We start from the raw sequence: 18643 nt of genomic DNA, 5'->3' as shown, positions 1-18643 counted from the left end.
CCAGGGCAGCGGCGGCATTGGCGGCGCCGGTTCGGGGCGGAGCTTGTCCGTTAGCGCGGCGTCCGGGTGCCGAACGTTGTGCTGACGGTGTAGTTCTCGGCCAGTACATAGCTGCGCCGGAACTCCACCGGCACGCCGTTGGAGCAGCCCAGGCGTTCTATGAACAGCAGCGCCGCTCCGGGCGTGCAGTTCAACGATGCTGAGAGCTCCGGGGTGGCTGCGACGGCAGTGAGTTTTTCTTCGCCGCCGTCGAGCCTGATCCCGCACCTGGTCTCGAGCTCCTCATACAAGGCGCTGTTGGAAAAATCCGCCGCCAGCAGGGGCCGGCACCGGCTCTCCTGCAGCCATACCTCGTCCACGGCCAGCGGAACGCCCTGGGCGTAGCGCCTGCGGGCCAGGCGGAACAGCGGCTCCCCGGCCGGCAGGCCCAGGCGGGCGGCGGCGGCCGGGTTCTGTTCAATCTCCTGGGCCAGGATGTCGCTGGAATGTTCCAGCCCGGCCTCCTGCAGGGTGGCGAAAAGGCTGTAGACCGGCCCGTAGGCCTGGCTCGTTCCGGCGATCACCGGCGGCAGGGCCACCGGTTTGCGCCCGCGCTCGGCACTGACCAGTCCGGCTTCACGCAGCGGGCGCAATGCGGCGCGGATACTGCCGCGGCTGGCGTTGTACTCCCTGGCCAGGGAGAGCTCGCCGGGAAATCCGGCGGTGAATTCACCCTCCTGCAGCCGGCGGCGCAGATCCCGGCTGATCGATTCCCACAGCGGGACCCCGGCCCCGGCGGCACCGGATTCTCCCGCAGACGGTTTTACATGGTCCTGCCCGCTCACGTAGCCTCAATCATAATGTCTAGACATTTCGCGGCCCTGGGGGCCGCAGCGAGGAGTACGCATGCCATCCCAGCGATCCGATCCGGCCGGCACTTCCCGCCGCCGTAACCTTACCGTGGCTGCCAACGTGTTGGGAGTAGCGGTCCTGGTGCTGTTTGTGGGCATCTTCGCCTTTCAAGGCGGCAAATCGCAGCAGGCCGCGCAGGCAGGCCAGGACACGGCACAGAGCGGAGCCGTGCTGGATATGTCCCGCCGGATCGCTGATGATCCCGCCGCGCTCGGGGCCGTGGACGCGCCGGTGGTCATGGTCGAATATGCCGATTACCGCTGTCCCTTCTGCGGCCTCTTCGCCCGGGATGTCCTGCCCCCGCTGGTGGAGAAGTATGTCGACAGCGGCCGGCTGCGCATTGAATGGCGCGATCTTCCGGTCTTCGGCGAGCAGTCCATGGAAGCGGCCGTGGCCGGCCGGGCGGCCGGCGAGCAGGGCAGGTTCTGGGAGTTCAACAAGGCGGTCTTCGCGGTTGCCCCGGAGCGGGGCCACGCCGAGCTGGACCGGGAGAGGCTGATGGATATCGCCAAGGAAGCCGGCGTCCCCGACCTGAAGAAATTCGAACAGGACCTGGACTCGCCGGACCTGCGCGAAGCCGTGGGGAAGGACGTGCGCGAAGCGGCGTCGCTCGGTGCCTCCGGAACACCCACGTTCCTGGTCAACGAGACCCCGTTCGTCGGGGCCCAGCCCTTGGAAGCCTTCGAAAAGGCCATCGATGAGGCCCTAACCGAGGCGTCCCGCTGATGGAAATAGGGTATGCCGGGGCGTTTCTGGGCGGGGTGCTGACGCTGCTCAGCCCCTGCTCGGCACTGCTGCTGCCGGCGTTCTTCGCCTATGCTTTCTCCACCAGGACCAGCCTCGTGGCCCGCACGGCGCTGTTCTATGCCGGGCTGGGCTCCACGCTGCTGCCGCTGGGTATCTTCGCCGGCGCCCTGGGATCGCTGGTAACCGTGCACCGGAACCTTCTCGTCACGGGCGCGGCGGCGCTGGTCATCCTGCTCGGCGTGCTGCAGATCCTGGGCATCCGGATGCCGGCCCTGCTCCGGAACACAACACAGGCCGGTTCCTCCCGCCTGTCGGTGTTCGTCCTCGGCGCGGTGTACGGCGTCGCGGGCGTCTGCACCGGCCCGATCCTGGGATCGGTCCTGACCGTAGCCGCCGTCGGCTCCAGCGCCGTGTACGGTGCGGTCCTGCTGGCCATCTACGCGCTCGGCATGGCCCTGCCGCTCTTCGTGCTCGCCCTGTTCTGGGACCGGATGGGAATCACCCGCCGCCGCTGGCTGCGGCCGCGCCCGGTGAGCATCGGCCGCTGGTCCAACTCCTGGATCATGGTGATCTCCGGAATCCTCTCGGTCGCCATAGGTATCCTGCTGCTGCTCACGGACGGAACCGCCGGCCTGGGCGGCGTACTCAGCGTAGGCGACCAGTTCCGGCTCGAAAGCTCCGTCAGCGCCGGGGCCGCCGGCATGTCCAACACGGTCTTCGCGCTGATCGCTCTGGCCGTGCTCGCCGCTGCCGCCGTGCTTTTCCTGAAGAACCAACGCAACACCAACCCAAGCCGCACTCCGGTCCCGGACCCGGTGCAGCCGAGCGACAAGGATTCCTGATGAGCGCAGACCGCGCCGCCGGACACCAACGGTTCCTCTCCGCCCTGGCGGCCTGGCCGCGACGGCGCTGGCTCGCGGCCGCCGCCGCGGCAGCCGGGGCCTGCCTGCTGATAGCGGTTCCGACCGATCTGATCGATACACCCTTGTTCAGCCGCGAGGTGCCGCCCACCTGGTGGTCCTTCCCCGTCCTGGCCGTCACCGCCCTCCTGGCCGGCCTCGTCACGGCAACCTACGTCTCCCGGACACCCTCACCCGCCGAAAAGAAAACACGCCTCGGCGCGGCCGGAACCATCATGGCCTTCTTCGCCGTCGGCTGCCCCGTCTGCAACAAACTGGTCCTGCTGGCGTTGGGAACCTCGGGAGCGATGCAGTACTTCGAACCCCTCCAGCCGCTGCTCGCCGCAGTATCGATCGGCCTGCTCGGCTGGGCTCTCTATAAGCGCACGACGTCCGAAGACCGCTGCGCAGTACGGGCTAAACCGTCCCAACCTGCCGTACCGGTCGAGCCGGGCGGGTCGCCGGTCCAGAACCCGCCCGTCAAGAGCACAGACCGCTTCCCGACAGCCGGCCCGTAACCGCACGCCCTCCTGCCGCCTGCCCCCGGGGTCCGGCTCGACCCCGCTAAGCCGCCTGCCCTGATACCGGCGGTCGTTGCGTCGTCAGCCGTTGCCCGCCGGCCCGTCGGGCACGGCCAGGGCAAACATGCTCTGCTCCCGGGTGGGAAACAGGGCCGTGCCGTTCGGGAGGACGGACACCGGAAGCCTGGCATCACCGGTGTCAAGGATGGCCCCGGACTCAACATCGATTCGGGCCGCCACGCCGTTGAGCAGGGCAAAAACCGCGCCGCCGCCGATCGAGGAGACGCGGGCCTCGTCAAAGGATTTCCGCCACAGCAGGCCGGTGCCGGGCCTGAAGGCCCGGAGGACGCGGGACCCGTTCCCGGCATCCGAAGTCAGCAGCACAATTCCCGTAGCCTCATCCGCGGCGGCCGCCGCGGCAGGCTCGCCCGGAACCTGCCCCAGTTCTTCTCCGGAGCGCAGACTGTAAGCCACCAGCACCGGTTCCGCGACCCCTGCGTCCCATTCCAGGACGACGATTCCCCCTGTCGAGGGGCCGTACGCGCCGGTAAAGCGGACTACGGCCTCCGGATCTGCCCCTGCCGGCCGGCGCAGATCGGCGGACGACCACAGGGTGTTGCCGGAACCGGTATCGAGGGCCGAAAATGATGTTTCGCTGCCGGCCAGGGCAGTGCCATGATGCTCATAGAGCGCAGTTCCGGTGCCGACCTCAACGACGGCACCGGTATCGGCATCAAGCAGGACACCCGGGGGCGGGTCGGCCGTGAGCGCCTTGGGGGTATCGGCGAAAATCAGCCCGGATCCAGCAGACGGACCGGGCACCCGGGTCGGCCCCCACAGCACCTCCGCATCATCCGCGGCGAACGCCGTCGCCACGACGACGCTTACCGGCCCCTGTCCGTCCGTCCTGGCATCGGAATCCAAAATGACGACGGCCGGCTCGCCGTTAACCTCGGTCACCACCGTGCCCACGCAGGACGGGTTCGTGTCCACCCGCCAAGCGGTCTTCGCGGCATTGAACCCGTAGAAGCTCAGGTCCGTCCTGCCGTTGCCGGGGAAAACAGAGCCAAGGAAAACCGTTCCGGCCTCCGCCGGGGCGCTGTCGACCGGTACACCGGACACGGGACGGAACCCCGGAAAATACTGTGTGTCACCGGCGGGTGCCGAAGGCCCCGCCAGCGGTCCGCCTGTTTCAACGCGTTCGGCACCCGGAGAGTCCGGGACCAGGGTACAGGCGCTCACACCCAACAGCACTGTCAGGGAAAAGCCCAGAAATTTCAGCCGGTAATGTTTAGACATTTCGTGTGCCACGTTACCACGCAGACCCAGCCCGTTCCGCGGATAACCCGTCCGGCCACCAATAAGAGAGGAATCCCAAGAGGTGCATGGGCACGGCAACTTCATCCCGACGAGATTTCATATGCGCCGTTATCGGCGTGAAGCGGGGTGTCAGCGGAATGAGCCTGAAGCCAACCGCTTGATTCTAGAGGCGCTTCCATCGTCTCGTTTGCTGTCTTTGTTGAGGAAGATCTAAACCGTTGGAACAACTCTTATCAAGTGGAACGCCGATACGCGGCATCAGCTGTCACCGTGAACATGGGATCGGTTTCGCGTCCCTGGGCCCATGGTCCTGGCGTTCGAGGCGTGTTCACGGGCGCTGACTGCTTAGGGACTTCGGGAAGTCCCTTTCGTGCCGTCCGTTAATATTGGGGAACAGGCAAAACAATATTGGGGAACAGGCAAAACAAAAAGCGGGAATTCCGAGGCCGGATCTGAAACCGCTCGGGAAGTAGGGGCAATGAGTCGTCGTCGGGTAAAGCAGGCCGCTGGGAGGGCTCAAGACCGGCATCACCTTCGGTCCTTTGAAGCGCTGCCAGCCAAGGATCCAGCCAAGGCGGGCGGCGGGACATGCAACACCAAGAAGCGTCCGAGAGACTGAGGTTTCGATGCCACTGTCAGATGAAGAGCGCGTGCGCCTGGAGAAGCTGGAACGGGAGCTCAGCGCAGATGATCCGCAGTTGGCACGGAAACTACGGTTCGGACTGGTGCAGGGCATCCCTGTGTCCGGATCCGTAATGCATGGTCTGGCCGTGATGGCAGCGATTGGGCTGCTAATCCTTGGTTTGGTGCATCTGGTTACCGGGAACGGTCTCTTGGGCGCTTTTGTGATCACTTTGGGCAGTTATTGGCTCTTCCGCCTCCGCGGCACTCCTGCGAACAGCGGGCAATAGCTGGCACTACACGGCGGATACCGGGTTACCTTTCCGTTCCTGAATCGTGGCGGACCGGCAGGACTAGGGCTTGGATGTGGGCACATTCTTCTTTTCAAACCCCGGCTAGGCTGCACAATTCGCTCAGGCTCACACTGCAAGCCGGCGGAATCCACTGGGGCGGTCAATAGAATTGACCGTCACCGACAAGAATCCTGCTTTGTCGATCAGCAGACCAAACGACCATCCGCTTTCCAAGTTCCTCGTGAGCTATCTTCAGTGGTGCGAGAACACAGTTGCGCCAAGTAATGCAGCAGTAAAAGTGTTATGCCGCGTACTCCTTTTCTCCATCAAAGCAACTGAGTAAGACGACCCAGGTCCAGCGGCGAGGCGGTTACGGGCCGAGACGAGAGCGGAATACGCTGCAAAATGTAGCCGTGGTGTGCTCTTTGAAGGCAAGGCATTGTTTCCTTGCCAGTTCTGCGACTGCCTCCCTACCCCCCCGCTTGTCTCCGGAGTTGCCGACCATAACTCCCGTCCCGTCCGCTCAGGTCCCGGCGAGTCCTCGCAGTTGGGGCCAGGAGCCGTTGGCATGCGTGAGGTCCGACTCCGAGATGAGGAGGTACTTCCAGTGCTGGCCGTTGAACTCAGGTGAGGTGTTTACATAGTTCGCCCAGCGTTTGGCGGCTTCACGTTTTGCCAACACGGTCGAGTTTGTGAGGTCACGGTCTGCTTTGACTTCAATCAACCAGTGGTGGTTGTCCGTTCCGATGACGATGAAGTCGGGATTGTATTTTTCACCTGCTGAAGTCCACGTAAGTGGGAGTTCGTCACGTTGAAGCCGGATCCACCACCGCACGGATTCGTCGTCGTCGACAACATTTGCGAACTCACGTTCGGGAGCTGAATCAAACCAATCAAGAGGCATAATTGAGCGGTTCCAGCCCTTATATGCGGTGTTTCTGTCGAAAGGTCCAAGCCGGTCCTCGGACTCGTTCGACCTCGTATTCCTCCGTGACGGGTTGAAGCGACGGCCTGTTGCGACTTCTTGCACGACGGCTTGTGAGGACCGTTGGCGTTGTTCGTCGTTGACCAACTGCAACAGTAGAGCGGCGGCGCGGTCGAGATAGGCAGATAGAAGCGTCTCCGCGTTGCCATTCACTCCCTCAAAGAAGGCATCAAGTAGCGGATCCGCTGCTTGAGATTCAACTGACCGTTCCGACCTTCTGGCGCTTACAGCAGGGGCACTGAGAATGGCGGTTCGAAGCTGCTCCCGGATGTCTTCTAACGAGTAACTTGTGGCGGACTCGGCACGAACTCGATCCTGCGCGGTCGTCCTGACGAGAACCATTCGCTCAATTCCGTCCGAGCCGGTTTGCCTCCGTGCAGAAATCGCAGTTCGTTGTAGTTCCCCTTGGGGGTCAACGCGAAGCCGGCGTCCGAGATCCCTGAAGGGCGAGACATCGGTGATGTCTCGCAGAGAGAAGGAGGCTTGAACTTGAGTCGGGCGGAGCACCGGAAAGGTGAGTGCCGGCGCGTTGGGGATGGGCTGTACGAGCGCAGATCCCAGGAGGGCGGATGTTGCTTCCCCCATCTGGGCTCGTCCCTCTACAGATGCGACCTGTATTGTGCCAGGGGTACCAGGACTCTCGATTACGTCAGAGTCCTGGGTAGGTGAATCTGGTTCTACCGGCTCGATGGTGACTGGATGTGTCCCTACTTCCTCTTGTTCACGAACAGAGACCAAATCGCCAGAGGAGTTTTCCTGTAAGACCGCTCTTGTGCGGAAAGAAATGAACTCCTCGCTTAGTACGTTGGCTCGTTCCAACAGCTGCCTGAACCTGTCGTGTGCGAGCACTTCCAGCGTGTCCAGCATTTGTATGCCTGTGTACTCGCCGAAGGGGAGGCGCAGACCCCGGCCGAGAACCTGCTCAGTCAGTACGTCCGAAAGAGACGGTTGAGTTGAGTGGAGGACGTAGACGTTCTTTACATCCCATCCTTCTTTCAGCATGCGTACCGATACCACAATGCGGATTGGGGACGACGGCTCCTCAACATTCGATAGACGCTCCCACATGGCAGGTTCTTCTCGATCTGTCACCGAGGAATCCACCTGGATGACGGCCTCTGCGTAGGCGCCTTCTTTGAAGTCAGGGCTTCTCAGAACGCTAGCGATCTCGTCAGCCTCTGACGTGTCTCGGGCGAGTACGAGCATGACGGGATTTACATCGGGTGCTTTGGGGTGATCCTGCCGGTATTGAGCGACGGCTTTTCGTTTGTATTCAAGCAGAGTAGTGCCATCGATGAGCTGCGTGAGTAGATCATGACGATCATCTCGCCTGCCGACAATGACCGGCGTCTTGACGAACTTTTCGCCTATGGCTGCGGCGAGGGGGTATTTGAAAATGATCTGGTCTTCGGGAGTGTTACGGTGTGGTGTGGCAGTCAGCCCGATGAGAACCAGTGGGTTCAATCCGCGAACCGCTGCGGAAAACTTCGGTCCGTAGTAGAGGTGGTGCTCGTCAGCCAGCACGACAAGATCGTCCTGTTGCTGTAGGAATGAATAGAGTTCCCCACCCAGTCCTTCCATGAACCGGTGAGCGCGTCGTGATCCGGCAGTTTCCGGACGTAGGAGTACTTGAACTGTCAGGACATAGATTTTCACAACCTCGGGGTCCGCGATGATAGCGGCCATATGCGGGGTATCGAAATTCTCAGCAGTGATGAGTTCAGTCCTCACACCCAGAGCGGCCGTCAACGATTTCGCTGCACCTGGCGTGAAGTTGTCTAGCGTTTTTTCTCGAATCGTGGATCCTGGGACGACTACGACGAAGTGCGTCCAGCCTTTGTGCTGTGCAAAGTAGTCAATGGTGGATGCCATTACGTAAGTTTTGCCGACGCCTGTAGCAGAGCTGACTACTCCTTCGAACGGCGGAGCTAGCTGTCGATCGTCGAAGTGTTCAGAGACGCTTGCGACGATGGTTTCAAGCGCTTGTGCGTTCGGCGGTCGCAGCTTTAGCTGCGCGCTTATTTCCGCGAGGAGTTGCTGGTTCACGTCTAGGCCGTTAGCCACTTAATGCCCCCAGGTTCCGCTCGGCCGGTGCGACCCAGCTAAGTCCTTCTTGTTGTTTGCGGCTCGACCTTCGGTAGGAAGAGACAATTGATTCTGGAATTTTCCGGAGGGAGGACCCTCTGCTGATCGCCCCGAGACGTTCAGCCGCAGCGGGATCGATGCTGGTTCCAAAAGCCATCAGTAGCTCTCCGTCATCCAGCCAGTCGAGAAGGAAATCGACCACGGCGTCATTGACCAGTCCATCGATCACTGCAAGGCGTTGCCGTCCTCGCCTACCACTGAAGGGGGAGCTGACCTCGAAGGTGAATCCATATTGACCGGCTACAGCCTCGGCCAACGCGTCACCTTCGGCCCAGTGAGCAAGGAGTACTTGGCTGTTTTCAACCTCGAACATTGAAGGACCTATGTCGAGGACACGGAAACCACCGCCGCCCGACCATCTCGCCGTGCGGATTGTTCTCGTCTTTCCCATTGCAGCTAACTTGGAGAGAAGCAATCGCCATAGTTCCGACTCGGCATGTGCGACCTTCTCAGCTATTTTTTCATCGCTGAGGTTGCGCCCCTTTGGCACGAATGATCCCAGCTTTCCGAGCTGCTCAAGAATGCCGCCGTCTGCGAGACTTCCGTGCTGGATCAATTCACTGAAAACTGTTTGTGCTGCCCGTGCGGCTGCCGGGGTTACCGACGGCGGCAAATCGGAAACGGCTTCGACTGACTCCGTGTAGGTAACACCTCCCGGGTCTTCGCCGGCCACTACCCGCTCCAGCCGAGGCAGGGTGAAATCTTCGATGGTCTTGTGTTCCCATTCGATGGTCACCCACCGCCGGCCCATCTTGTGTGCAACAGCCGCGGTGGTGCCTGAACCCGCAAAGCAGTCGAGAACGATATCGCCAGGATTGGTCCCAATTTGGATTATGCGTTCCAGGAGACGTTCTGGCTTAGGTGTTGCAAAGGATTTGCCGAAAAGGTCTTTGAGATGTTCGGCTGCTTCGTGGTTGTGGCCAACTGCACGTGCAGGCCAAATAGTTTCTGGTGGTCGAGCGGTAGAAGTGTCTGCATACTGCTTGACATAGGGCATTAGGCCCTGCGGTGTGGGAAGCCACTCCAATTCGTCTTTCTTGAGCTCGTATGTTTCTCGACCCCATCTCCATCGACCCTCCGATCCATCTGAACGTATCGGCCAGGCGGTGGTACCGTCAGGGGCTTCTACTCCGAACCACATGTTCGGTCGATCCTGTCGGGACGAACCTTTGCCGTCTTTTCGGAGTTGCCGACTCCTATAGGGTCTGCCCGTAGCGTCTAGTTTTTTGAACTGCTTACGGTCGGCGGTTACTTCGAGACCGTTGGGAGCCCAACCGGTGTTTTTTGAGTAGACGAGAATGCTGTCATGGCTAGAGGAGAATTGCTTTGAATCCATCCTTGGGCTGTAAACCTTTTCCCATATAACGGTCGCAACGAAATTGTTCGGCCCAAAAATCTCATCCAAGACGGATCGGGCGCGGTGAACTTCGACGTCGTCAAGGTGAAGCCAGACCGACCCATTAGGGGCCAAAAGGGTCCTGATCTGCTGTAACCGGTCCCTCATCATCGTTAGCCAGACCGAGTGCTCCAGTGCATCGTCATAGTGGTCGAAGGCTTGCCCGGTGTTGAACGGGGGATCGATGTAGACCTGCTTTACCTTCCCAACGTACTCCTGCGCGAATTCAGGAAGCTGCGTGAGGGAGGTCAGGGCGTGAAGTGCATCGCCGCGAATCAAGAGGTTGTCCTGTGATCGTTGCTGCGAGGTTGTTCCTACTTGGGTGACGTCATGAAGCAAACGCACTTCGCTGGTTCGGTAGTCTCCAGGAATGGTCCATTCATAGGAGCCATCCTCATGAGCAAGCAAGCGTTGCTTCTTATTGGTCCACGTCAGCTCAAGGCGTCCTTCTGGAGCAACCTCCGGCACGTTCATCATTGATTTTTTATTCTCCGTAACAGTGCGATCACCGAAGATGAGCCTACAGGGTTAGCGCGTCTGGGCTCAGCCGGGCGCAGAGCTCGCCCTTTTCACGTGAGGAAGCCAGCGCTAGCTCAGGAGAGTTGCTTCGATATTCCGGACAACTTTGTAGGTCTTGACGTCCGCGGGATGCAGGGTGAGTACTGGGTCGGTACGGTAAAAGGAGAGATCATCAAACGTTGAAACTGGTCGTCTATCGCTTGCACCCGTATCGTCAATATTTTTTGCTAGGAGGGTTGCGGAGGGTTGGTCTTTTTCCTGTAACTCGTCGGCTACTTCGGACCGGTCTACGAAAAGCACGTATGTGGGCGTGCCGTCCTGCGCGCTGAAGAGCTTAATCCCATCGATTTTGGTGCGCGGTACCCATCTGAAGAACTCCGTTACAACCTGAGTGGGTAGGTACTGCATGTGGGGGCGTCCATCAGGATGCAATGGTGCGGCGACGTTTTTTCGGAAGTTCGCAAAGAACTGGTAGACCCCGTACTTGGGTCTGGACTGCTTATCAAAAATGCTGGGCAGCGCTGGTATACGGGTGAGATCGAGTATGACCAGTTCACGCTTGTTCTTGAAGGCACCGATTCTGGCATACTTTCGGGTTCCGTGGGCGGCGATCTCCCGTATGGCAGTGATCGCACTTTCGGAGCCGTAGAACATGGAGATGCCTTCAGGGCTCATTCGATTGGCGGCGGCAAGATGCGCGGGGGCCGGGCCTAAATCATCCGCGGAGGATGTCTGGTCAAACTGATCTTGAACGAGTCTCCCCCTATAGAACGGGGTTCCGGTAGGGATGGTTGCCAGCAGACCTAGTTCTTTTTCTTCGGCATACGGCAGCAAGGACTGAAGGAAAGCGGCGCTTCGTTGGCCGGGGCTGGCGACGTGCTCGGGCTCAGCGGGGGACATGTAGATGAAACGCGATTCTGAACTGACGTCTGAAACAAAGGTTTCCCATCCCCATTGGGCGGCTTCCAAGGAATGTCCGTGCCGACTGGCTACCCATTCGAGCGTATGTATCGCTTTATCGAATCGGTCTATAAGTGAGTCCTCAATGTCACTGGAGAAGTAGCCGGAACAAACCGTTTGTAAGACATCGATTGTGTCGTCAACGCGGGTGGCCAGGTAAGCAATCCCTTCGGCCGGTTCGTACAAGAAAACGACGGCGTCCATGACTTCGGCTAGTAGGACCTGGAGTGGGATGACTGGCTGCGCGTCGCTTCCAGGTGCACCGGCGTCACAGAGACTGCAGGTTCCTTCAAGCACCACCGCGCTCAAAGCGGCTTCCAAGTCCGAGTCCTCGACGTGCGCGAGACACAGGTAGCCCTCAATATCGCTGTATCCCTGCTCTTCCACCCGAGCTGCTACTTCCTTCCAATAACCCATGGACTCAGCTTGCCATGGTGGGGCGAAGCGAGAGAACGCAGACACTGCTACTTGGATCGGATTATTGGGACTAGTTCTGGAGCCTTCAGCTGATCCTGTCACTACTCGATACGCAGGGTGGCAGCAGAGTACTTGGGATAGGCCGGGGGTGGGCGGAGGACCACATCTACATAGGCAAACGGTCCTTTGAGCAGGTCGCGATAAGGGACACCTGAGAGCGTTGTTCAGGGTTTCGGGTGAGCTCAGAAACCGATGGCGAAACCAACAGCCTTGATGACCGCAACAGGGATGAGTTTTGATGCTGGACCGACTCGCTGCCGCCACCATTCATGCAAAGGGAACTACGCCCACGGGGAAACTCCTTGACCTGAGACAGGGGTATGGGTGAACTTCCCACTACCAGTCCATATTAACTTGGCGCTCCCAGTTGTACTCGTGCGAGTTCACAAATGATTGGAAGTCGTCCCTCGCGCTCTCTGCCTGTGTGCGGAACTCCTCATCGAAGCGCAGATCAAGGCCGTTCGTCACCCACGTCCATCCATTTGCACAGTCACCTTCGGCAATCCATTTCTCCAGCTCATCGAATGTATCCGTAATGCTGCGGAAATCTTTCTCCTGGGTGGGCACAAAATTGAAATGGGGAGAGTCTCGAATGTCGCTCAAAGTCGCAGGGACGACGCCGATACCAGGTATGTGTATACCAAGTGCTGAACCCGGCTTGTCGAAGCCTCCATGGCTGTAGGGATTCCGGTACTGGTCGGAAATAATCTTCAGAGCAAGATAATGACGCTGCGCGGCCCGGTCCGAGCCAGGGTTGAACACGCGCTTGAATTTATCTCCCCATTTGCTCCCCATGAATCTTTTGACGGAATCCTTCGACGGATCGAACTGGCTGAATGGCAAAAGGCCAACCATGACATGCTCTAGAACGCTGAAGTAGGCCGTCACCATGGCGAATGTGTTCCACCAGCCTTCGGTTTCCCGGGAACGCACCTCCTCTCCTTCCCAGATCTCACGGATAATCTCCTGTATTTCCGGAGGTAGTAATTGGGCAGGACCAGCTGCATGCAGCCGCCCATGCCCTGCATATGCGATTTCTGCACCCTTCCGGAAGTAGTCGTAGGTTCTGCGCAATGCCGCGTACTGATTGCGGACCGTGAGATTGCCGGCGGTGACCTGTTCCTCGCCTAGGGGGCCGAGAAGATCGCGCTCAACAACTTTCTGACCTGCAATCAAAGCAGCCACGATCCGATCGGCCAAGATCGCTGCGACGCTTATCTCAGGTACGTCTTGCAGGCTCACATAGAGGCGAAGCCCGAACTTTTGACTGGCCATCGAGCAGCGCGTCCCGTCTACCTTGAAGGTGTGCTCCCAGTCCAACTTGTCTGCCCGCCCGAGATCTGGTGCGCCGACGCCCATGAAAACAAGCCGTACTATCTCAGGCACCGGCAATCTGGCGGGTGGAACTCGAAAGCGGTGAGATGCAAGTCCGGACATGGCGAACCCAGAGTGGTTATTGGGATCAGGCGCGACTCCCCGCATTACTCGCCGAAGTTCAGGCCCCAGCATGTCAGACAAGTTCAGCCTCATGCGTCTAGCCTCGTCGATTCCGGTCCCGGGGTCGACTTCGAACGCATAGCCGCTGCCGGGAATTTCATGCCACGCTCCCTCTTGACGAGCCTCTTGGCGAGTAAGAATTTGAACTCCGAAGAATCGGAGATCGTGTCCGCGTGAAGTCTCCATAGCTTGCTGTTCTCGGTCTGGGGCAGTGCGGGCATTCTGGAGAGCCGTCGGGCGGAAGAATTACTATCAGTGACCGCAGTACGCTCTTCCTCATGTCATCCCGATTTTCGTCCAAGAATCATTCAAAGCGTGGTCCAGCCTTTGACGAGGCCGATATTGGGGCCTTCTTGTCCTTGCCACCGGCGCAACAGTTCCGTGTACTTCACGACTTACGGCATGAGGCAGCGCTACTCTCCGGCGGAGGCTTGGGCCCTATGGCGGCAGCCTATATCAGTGTCATCGCTGCGGCCCTACCTCTCGTAGCGCTGGTATCTCTGCAGAATGACCGGACACTCGCGGTAGTGACATCACTTGTAGTCGGTGGGCTGATTCTTCTCCTAGGGCTGTACCTCACGATTGACCTTGCTAGGAATCAGGGCAGACTTGCGCGCTCAGCGACTCGCCTCGCCTTTTATGAGGACGCGCTAAAGAAAGAAGCGGAATTCGCCGCTCGAGTATCCGACTCCCGCCGGCGGTGGCTCAGGCGCTAACGGCTAACCAACAGCCGCGGGCGCGCATTCTCGACGAGTTTCGACAGGATCTTGGCCGGAATGAGGGACCTCACCGGCAACGCCGCCTCCGTCTCACAAAAGGATCGTTTATCACGACGAGGCGGTCCACCTGACGGCTGGCCAGACTGACGATCAAATCCGAGGATCGTTATGTCTCGCCAACCTGTCTCATATTTATTTTTCTAGAATACGGAACCGTAACCCTTTGATAGGGCGGCGGTGAGCACTTTATGACCGAGACCGTTGCCCTAAGATCTTCACGCCGAAGCTTGCAGCATTGGCCAGAGTTGCTAGGTGATCGACCAGGGATCCAGTTGTAGACAAAGCTCCGGGAACTGCAACATGGCCCAGCATCGTTTGCCAGGCATTTGCATGAGCGACACCACTGTAGCCATGCCACATGAAAAGAAGGCGTTCGCGCAGCAGGGGCGCGTCGGTTTGATCTGGAAGGCGCCACAATACGGCTTCGATCATGCGGTTGATCAGGCCTGCCTCGCCCGGTCGATCGCCGTAAGGAAGTCCATCAGCGATTTCCTGCACTCGCGTCCGTGCATGGCTTGCATGTTGAATTGTCAGTTCAAAATCGCCAAGGACACGCCAGGCTTGGGATGCGCTATGTGCGTCAACTCGGGCGAGGATTAGTGCGTTCTCCCATCTTTCCTCTGCAATATCAGGGGAAAGTAGGAACGCTGTCCGGCAGGAGCCGATGAGCGCCGTACGAAGCAGGACTTCAACGGGTGATACGCCCGAGGCGTTATCGGGATGGCACAAGTGAAAGGCGCCAACGAGGCATTCTGCCGCTTTTCTGATCATCAGGTGTGCCATGGCGCCCGGATGGACTGTCGGCGGAGTGTTGTCCTCGTCCTCGGCGAGGTCGCTGCCGGCCTGGGGCGGCCACGGTATCTCGGCCAGTTCCTCGTGCAGACGGTCGATGAGGAGCTTGGCTTCACCAAGCGCCTCCAAGTCCTCGCGTTCGGTGTGGATGGGCATACTTCCATTTTGTCTGCTGGGTGCTAAGAGCCGACACGTTTCTGGCATCCCCCATTGCCCGTCGTAGTAGCTGATGCTTAAAAGCAGCGTCACGGACGTTCCGTGTCGTGTACGAAAGGTAGAGGTAGATGCTGGATATGACCATGGGTGAATGGTTCACGGAGGCGATCTTCGGCTGTTTCCATAGTCCGGGGCTCTTTCCTGACGATCGACAACGTCCTGTTCGGATTGCTGAAAAATTACGTGATCGGACAGGGATCAGCGTCTCGTACGTGACGAAGGAAGCTCTGCGCAATGATCTCCTAGCGATGGGCTACGAGGAGACGGCCCAGCTATATGAGGAACTAAGCGATTGCGTCGCTGAAGAAGGCTTCAAGGAACTCCACCGTTATCAAGTCGAGAACCCGCCATACCGGGTGATTCAAGCGTAGTCCGTCTGCGATGTCAGGATTAGCTTCCAAGCTAATCCGTAACTCCACTTATCGGGCTTTGCTGTCTGTATCCGGTCAGTTGTTCGCTGGTGCCTCGATGCCTGGGGGTGATGAATGAGTTTTTGTAGGAGACCACTTGGGGTTTGAGCGAGCATTCGAGTCTTATGAACACATCGCGTTTTCCCTCGCCAAGGCGGATCTGACTTATGTTGCTTCCGCGATCTTAGGAAGCGAGGGGAACGCCCAAGTGTGGCCGTTCCTGCAATACGGATCCATGGTTGCCTACGAAACTAAGAAGTATTCTGCGCAGGCCGCTCAATGGGATCTCCACGTGGAATGGGATGAGGAGATTGCGGTCGCTGCACGGATGAGCGGAAAATTTTTCGAGGATAACCGGCGGCTCGTACACGGTGTAGTTGGGCACTTCCAAGCTCAGATCGACGCAAATCACGGGGCTTTCTTTCCCCCGGATCGGCGCGGCCGAATATTCGACTTTCTGCGGAACGATCTGGCTGTTGCTTTTTCGGACAACGTCCCCATTGTCACAAACGTCGGCGGACCCTTCCTCGCCGGACTGAGTCCCGACCATGTCGTCTCTCTCGATGGCATAGGGCCGCGAATCCATCGGCTGGCGAGAGGCATCGGCAATGTGACGGCCCAATTGGTCGGTACGACGGAACTGGATCAGCATCATCGAGGCTTTACCGAGAATTCGGATGTGACATGGTGGGACGGAAAGTCTCGTCAATGCTTCCCTCGAATGTTCGCGGGAGAACTTGAGCCTTCGTTGGCAGCGGCCCTTATGACTATCCAAGGAACTTGCGTGGTAACAGAACGGTTCGCTCGTTCCCAGTGTTGCACCGCATGCGAGTTCGCCGCGCTAAAGCACCGGTTTATCGTGCTCTACCAATCCGCTAAGTCTCTTGATTCCCTAATAAATTCGCAATATGTCCTCGGAGAAATCGCCCGACACAACATAGCTCAGGCGCTCGAAGTCGCAGAGCATCCCCTCGAGATCCTTGCGCCGCACTATCGGCGGCTGAGGAATGGGCTCGTCCATTTAGGATTTGGCGACGTTAGTGATCAACTTATGGAAAATGACCTCGGATCAGTGATCTACGCGTATACCGGGCACGATCAGGCCACATTGGCGGCAGTAGTCGACACGAGCCTAAAACATGTTGCAGATACCCTTACGAAATGGGTTTTGACCCCTGTTCCTGGAGGCCGGAACTTTCTCCACTATCTGCGCAAGCCCGACTAACCCGAAGTTACGTGGGCTGATCGCTCTGGTTCCTTGTGGTTCCGGGCGATCAGCCCTCTTTTGTATCACAATTTGTAGCCACTAAATTATGGTGTGTCGTATCGTCGTTGCGTCAGGTCCGGGAGTAGGATCATGGCATGGCGAAGACGCAGCAGGCAGTGCACGTAGCCCGGACGAAGTCGCGGCGGGTGAACAAGGCCGGGGAAACCGTCGAGTACGAATCGGTGCTGCTGCGCCGCTCATACCGCGACGGCGGCAAGGTCAAACACGAGACGCTGGCGAACCTCGCGGCGCTGCCGGAGCAGGCGGTCGAGGACCTGCGTGCCTCGCTGGCCGGCAAGACTCTGGTCGAGGCCACCGCCGGCCTGGAAGTAACCCGGTCGCTGCCGGCCGGGCACGTCGACGCCGTGGCGCGGATGGCCCGCGGGCTGGGGTTCGAGAAGCTGCTCGGTCCGGCCTGCCGGGAACGCGACATCGCGATGGCCCTGATCACCGCCCGGGTCTGCGCGCCTGCCTCGAAATTGGCGTCGCTGCGCTGGTTCGAAGACACCACCCTGGCCGCGGACCTGGGCCCGGTATCCACGGACGAGGCGTATACGGCGATGGACTGGCTGCTCGCCCGCCAGCCGCGGATCGAGAAACAGCTCGCCGGCCGGTACCTCGGCCCGGAATCGAACCCGGAGAAGCTGGCGTTGTTCGATCTGTCCTCGTCCTGGGTGACCGGGCACCACAACCCGCTGGCCGCGCGCGGCTACTCCCGGGACCGGAAGAAAGGCGTCGAGCAGATCGAGTACGGCATGCTCGCCAACCGCCACGGCGTCCCGGTCGCCGTGCGCGTGTTCCCCGGCAACACCGCGGATCCGGCCGCGTTCACAGCCATCGCCGGCGAGATCAAGGACCTCGCCGGCGTGGAGGAGATGGTCATGGTCGGGGACCGCGGCATGATCACCGCCGCCCGCATCCGGCAGCTGAAGGAAACCGGCGGGCTGGACTGGGTGACCTGCCTGCGCGCCCCGGCCATCGCCGCGCTGGCCGCCGACGACGGGCCCCTGCAGATGAGCCTGTTCGATCAGCAGGACCTGGCCGAAATCAGCCACCCCGACTACCCCAATGAGCGCCTGATCGCCTGCCGCAACCCCGCTCTGGCCGCCGAACGCGCCCGCAAACGCGGCGAACTGCTCACCGCCACCGAGGCCGAACTCGACACCGTCGCCGCGGCGGTGACCGCCGGGCGGCTGGCCGGAGCCGCGAAGATCGGCATCCGGACCGGCAAAATCATCGACAAGTACAAGATGGCCAAACACTTCGATGTCACCATCAACGACACCAAACTGACCTACAAGCGCCGGACCGAACAGATTGATGCCGAAGCGGCACTGGACGGCATCTACGTCATCCGCACCTCGGTGCCCGCCGCCACGATGGACGCGGCCGAAACAGTGCGTACCTACAAATCCCTGGCCAACGTGGAGAAGATCTTCAAATCGCTGAAATCCGTGGACCTGCTCATCCGCCCGATCCACCACCGCACCGAGGACCGCACCCGCGCCCACGTCTTCCTCTGCATGCTCGCCGGACACCTGACCTGGCACCTGCGCCAGGCCTGGGCGGCGCTGACCTACACCGACGACAACAAGCCCACCCCGGAGAACCCGGTCACCGCCGCCGTCCGCTCACCCGAAGCCGGGCAGAAGGCCTCCACCCGCACCCTCGCCGACGGCACCCCGGCCTACAGCTTCCGCGCCCTGCTGACACACCTGGCCACCCGGACCCGCAACACGCTGCGCGCGGCCGGCACCGCCGCCACGTTCGAGCTGACCGCGCTGCCGACCCCCGTCCAACGCCAAGCCCAAGAACTGATCGACCAGCACCTCAACACCTGGACCAAGTAGCCAGAAAACCACCCATCAAAAACGCCGGGACCCCCGCAAACACAGGGATTCCGGCGTC

14 protein-coding genes are annotated in these 18643 nt (G+C 60.0%); 7 read left to right on the top strand and 7 right to left on the bottom strand.

Going from position 1 to position 18643, the window contains the following annotated elements; all coding sequences use genetic code 11:
• Positions 1–50: 50 nt before the first annotated feature.
• On the bottom strand, positions 51–824 hold the full coding sequence (locus tag B0G38_RS12740; protein WP_264669809.1) for a GntR family transcriptional regulator: 774 nt from the start codon (positions 822–824) through the stop codon (positions 51–53).
• A 61-nt stretch (positions 825–885) separates the two neighbouring features.
• Here B0G38_RS12740 and B0G38_RS12735 point away from each other — a divergent pair, with 61 nt between their 5' ends.
• The 3 genes from B0G38_RS12735 to B0G38_RS12725 are packed head-to-tail and all read left to right on the top strand — an operon-like array spanning position 886 to position 3055.
• Complete coding sequence (locus B0G38_RS12735) at positions 886–1617, top strand: DsbA family protein (RefSeq protein ID WP_264669808.1); 732 nt, start codon at positions 886–888, stop codon at positions 1615–1617.
• Positions 1617–2480 carry a cytochrome c biogenesis CcdA family protein gene (locus tag B0G38_RS12730; RefSeq protein WP_264669807.1) on the top strand — a complete coding sequence of 288 codons (864 nt, stop codon included), beginning with the start codon at positions 1617–1619 and terminating at the stop codon, positions 2478–2480. The genes B0G38_RS12735 and B0G38_RS12730 overlap by 1 nt, the downstream gene beginning before the upstream one ends.
• The gene (locus B0G38_RS12725) at positions 2480–3055 is read left to right on the top strand and encodes a hypothetical protein (RefSeq protein WP_264669806.1); all 576 of its coding nucleotides are present in this window, start codon (positions 2480–2482) and stop codon (positions 3053–3055) included. Before B0G38_RS12730 ends, B0G38_RS12725 begins: the two co-directional genes overlap by 1 nt.
• Before the next feature lie 84 nt (positions 3056–3139).
• On the opposite strand, the gene B0G38_RS12720 is transcribed toward B0G38_RS12725, so the two are convergent.
• Positions 3140–4357, bottom strand: a complete 1218-nt coding sequence (locus B0G38_RS12720) for a hypothetical protein (RefSeq protein WP_264669805.1) — start codon at positions 4355–4357, stop codon at positions 3140–3142.
• A 647-nt stretch (positions 4358–5004) separates the two neighbouring features.
• On the opposite strand from B0G38_RS12720, the gene B0G38_RS12715 reads away from it, so the two are divergent.
• The gene (locus B0G38_RS12715; protein WP_264669804.1) at positions 5005–5289 is read left to right on the top strand and encodes a DUF3040 domain-containing protein; all 285 of its coding nucleotides are present in this window, start codon (positions 5005–5007) and stop codon (positions 5287–5289) included.
• Positions 5290–5815: 526 nt separating this feature from the next.
• Here the strand turns inward: B0G38_RS12715 and B0G38_RS12710 are convergent.
• The 5 genes from B0G38_RS12710 to B0G38_RS12690 form a co-directional block, all read right to left on the bottom strand.
• Positions 5816–8341 (bottom strand): DEAD/DEAH box helicase family protein, encoded by a 2526-nt coding sequence (locus B0G38_RS12710; protein ID WP_264669803.1) that lies wholly within the window; start codon positions 8339–8341, stop codon positions 5816–5818.
• Positions 8334–10295 carry a site-specific DNA-methyltransferase gene (locus B0G38_RS12705; protein WP_264669802.1) on the bottom strand — a complete coding sequence of 654 codons (1962 nt, stop codon included), beginning with the start codon at positions 10293–10295 and terminating at the stop codon, positions 8334–8336. The genes B0G38_RS12710 and B0G38_RS12705 overlap by 8 nt, the downstream gene beginning before the upstream one ends.
• A gap of 111 nt (positions 10296–10406) precedes the next feature.
• A complete protein-coding gene (locus B0G38_RS12700) occupies positions 10407–11684 on the bottom strand; it encodes an RES family NAD+ phosphorylase (protein ID WP_264669801.1) in 1278 nt (425 codons plus the stop codon).
• A 426-nt stretch (positions 11685–12110) separates the two neighbouring features.
• Positions 12111–13133 carry a hypothetical protein gene (locus B0G38_RS12695; RefSeq protein WP_264669800.1) on the bottom strand — a complete coding sequence of 341 codons (1023 nt, stop codon included), beginning with the start codon at positions 13131–13133 and terminating at the stop codon, positions 12111–12113.
• A gap of 1103 nt (positions 13134–14236) precedes the next feature.
• Positions 14237–14998, bottom strand: a complete 762-nt coding sequence (locus B0G38_RS12690; RefSeq protein ID WP_264669799.1) for a hypothetical protein — start codon at positions 14996–14998, stop codon at positions 14237–14239.
• A gap of 128 nt (positions 14999–15126) precedes the next feature.
• Here B0G38_RS12690 and B0G38_RS12685 point away from each other — a divergent pair, with 128 nt between their 5' ends.
• From B0G38_RS12685 to B0G38_RS12675, 3 genes are all read left to right on the top strand, one after another.
• Positions 15127–15429, top strand: a complete 303-nt coding sequence (locus B0G38_RS12685; RefSeq protein WP_264669798.1) for a hypothetical protein — start codon at positions 15127–15129, stop codon at positions 15427–15429.
• Between the two features lie 136 nt (positions 15430–15565).
• Complete coding sequence (locus tag B0G38_RS12680) at positions 15566–16693, top strand: hypothetical protein (RefSeq protein ID WP_264669797.1); 1128 nt, start codon at positions 15566–15568, stop codon at positions 16691–16693.
• A 137-nt stretch (positions 16694–16830) separates the two neighbouring features.
• Positions 16831–18585: an IS1634 family transposase gene (locus B0G38_RS12675; protein ID WP_264669796.1), complete on the top strand. Its 1755-nt coding sequence runs from the start codon at positions 16831–16833 to the stop codon at positions 18583–18585.
• Positions 18586–18643 lie beyond the last annotated feature (58 nt).

Source organism: Crystallibacter permensis (assembly GCF_025960875.1).
Classification (GTDB): domain Bacteria; phylum Actinomycetota; class Actinomycetes; order Actinomycetales; family Micrococcaceae; genus Crystallibacter; species Crystallibacter permensis.
This window is presented reverse-complemented; position numbering and strand designations above follow the sequence as displayed.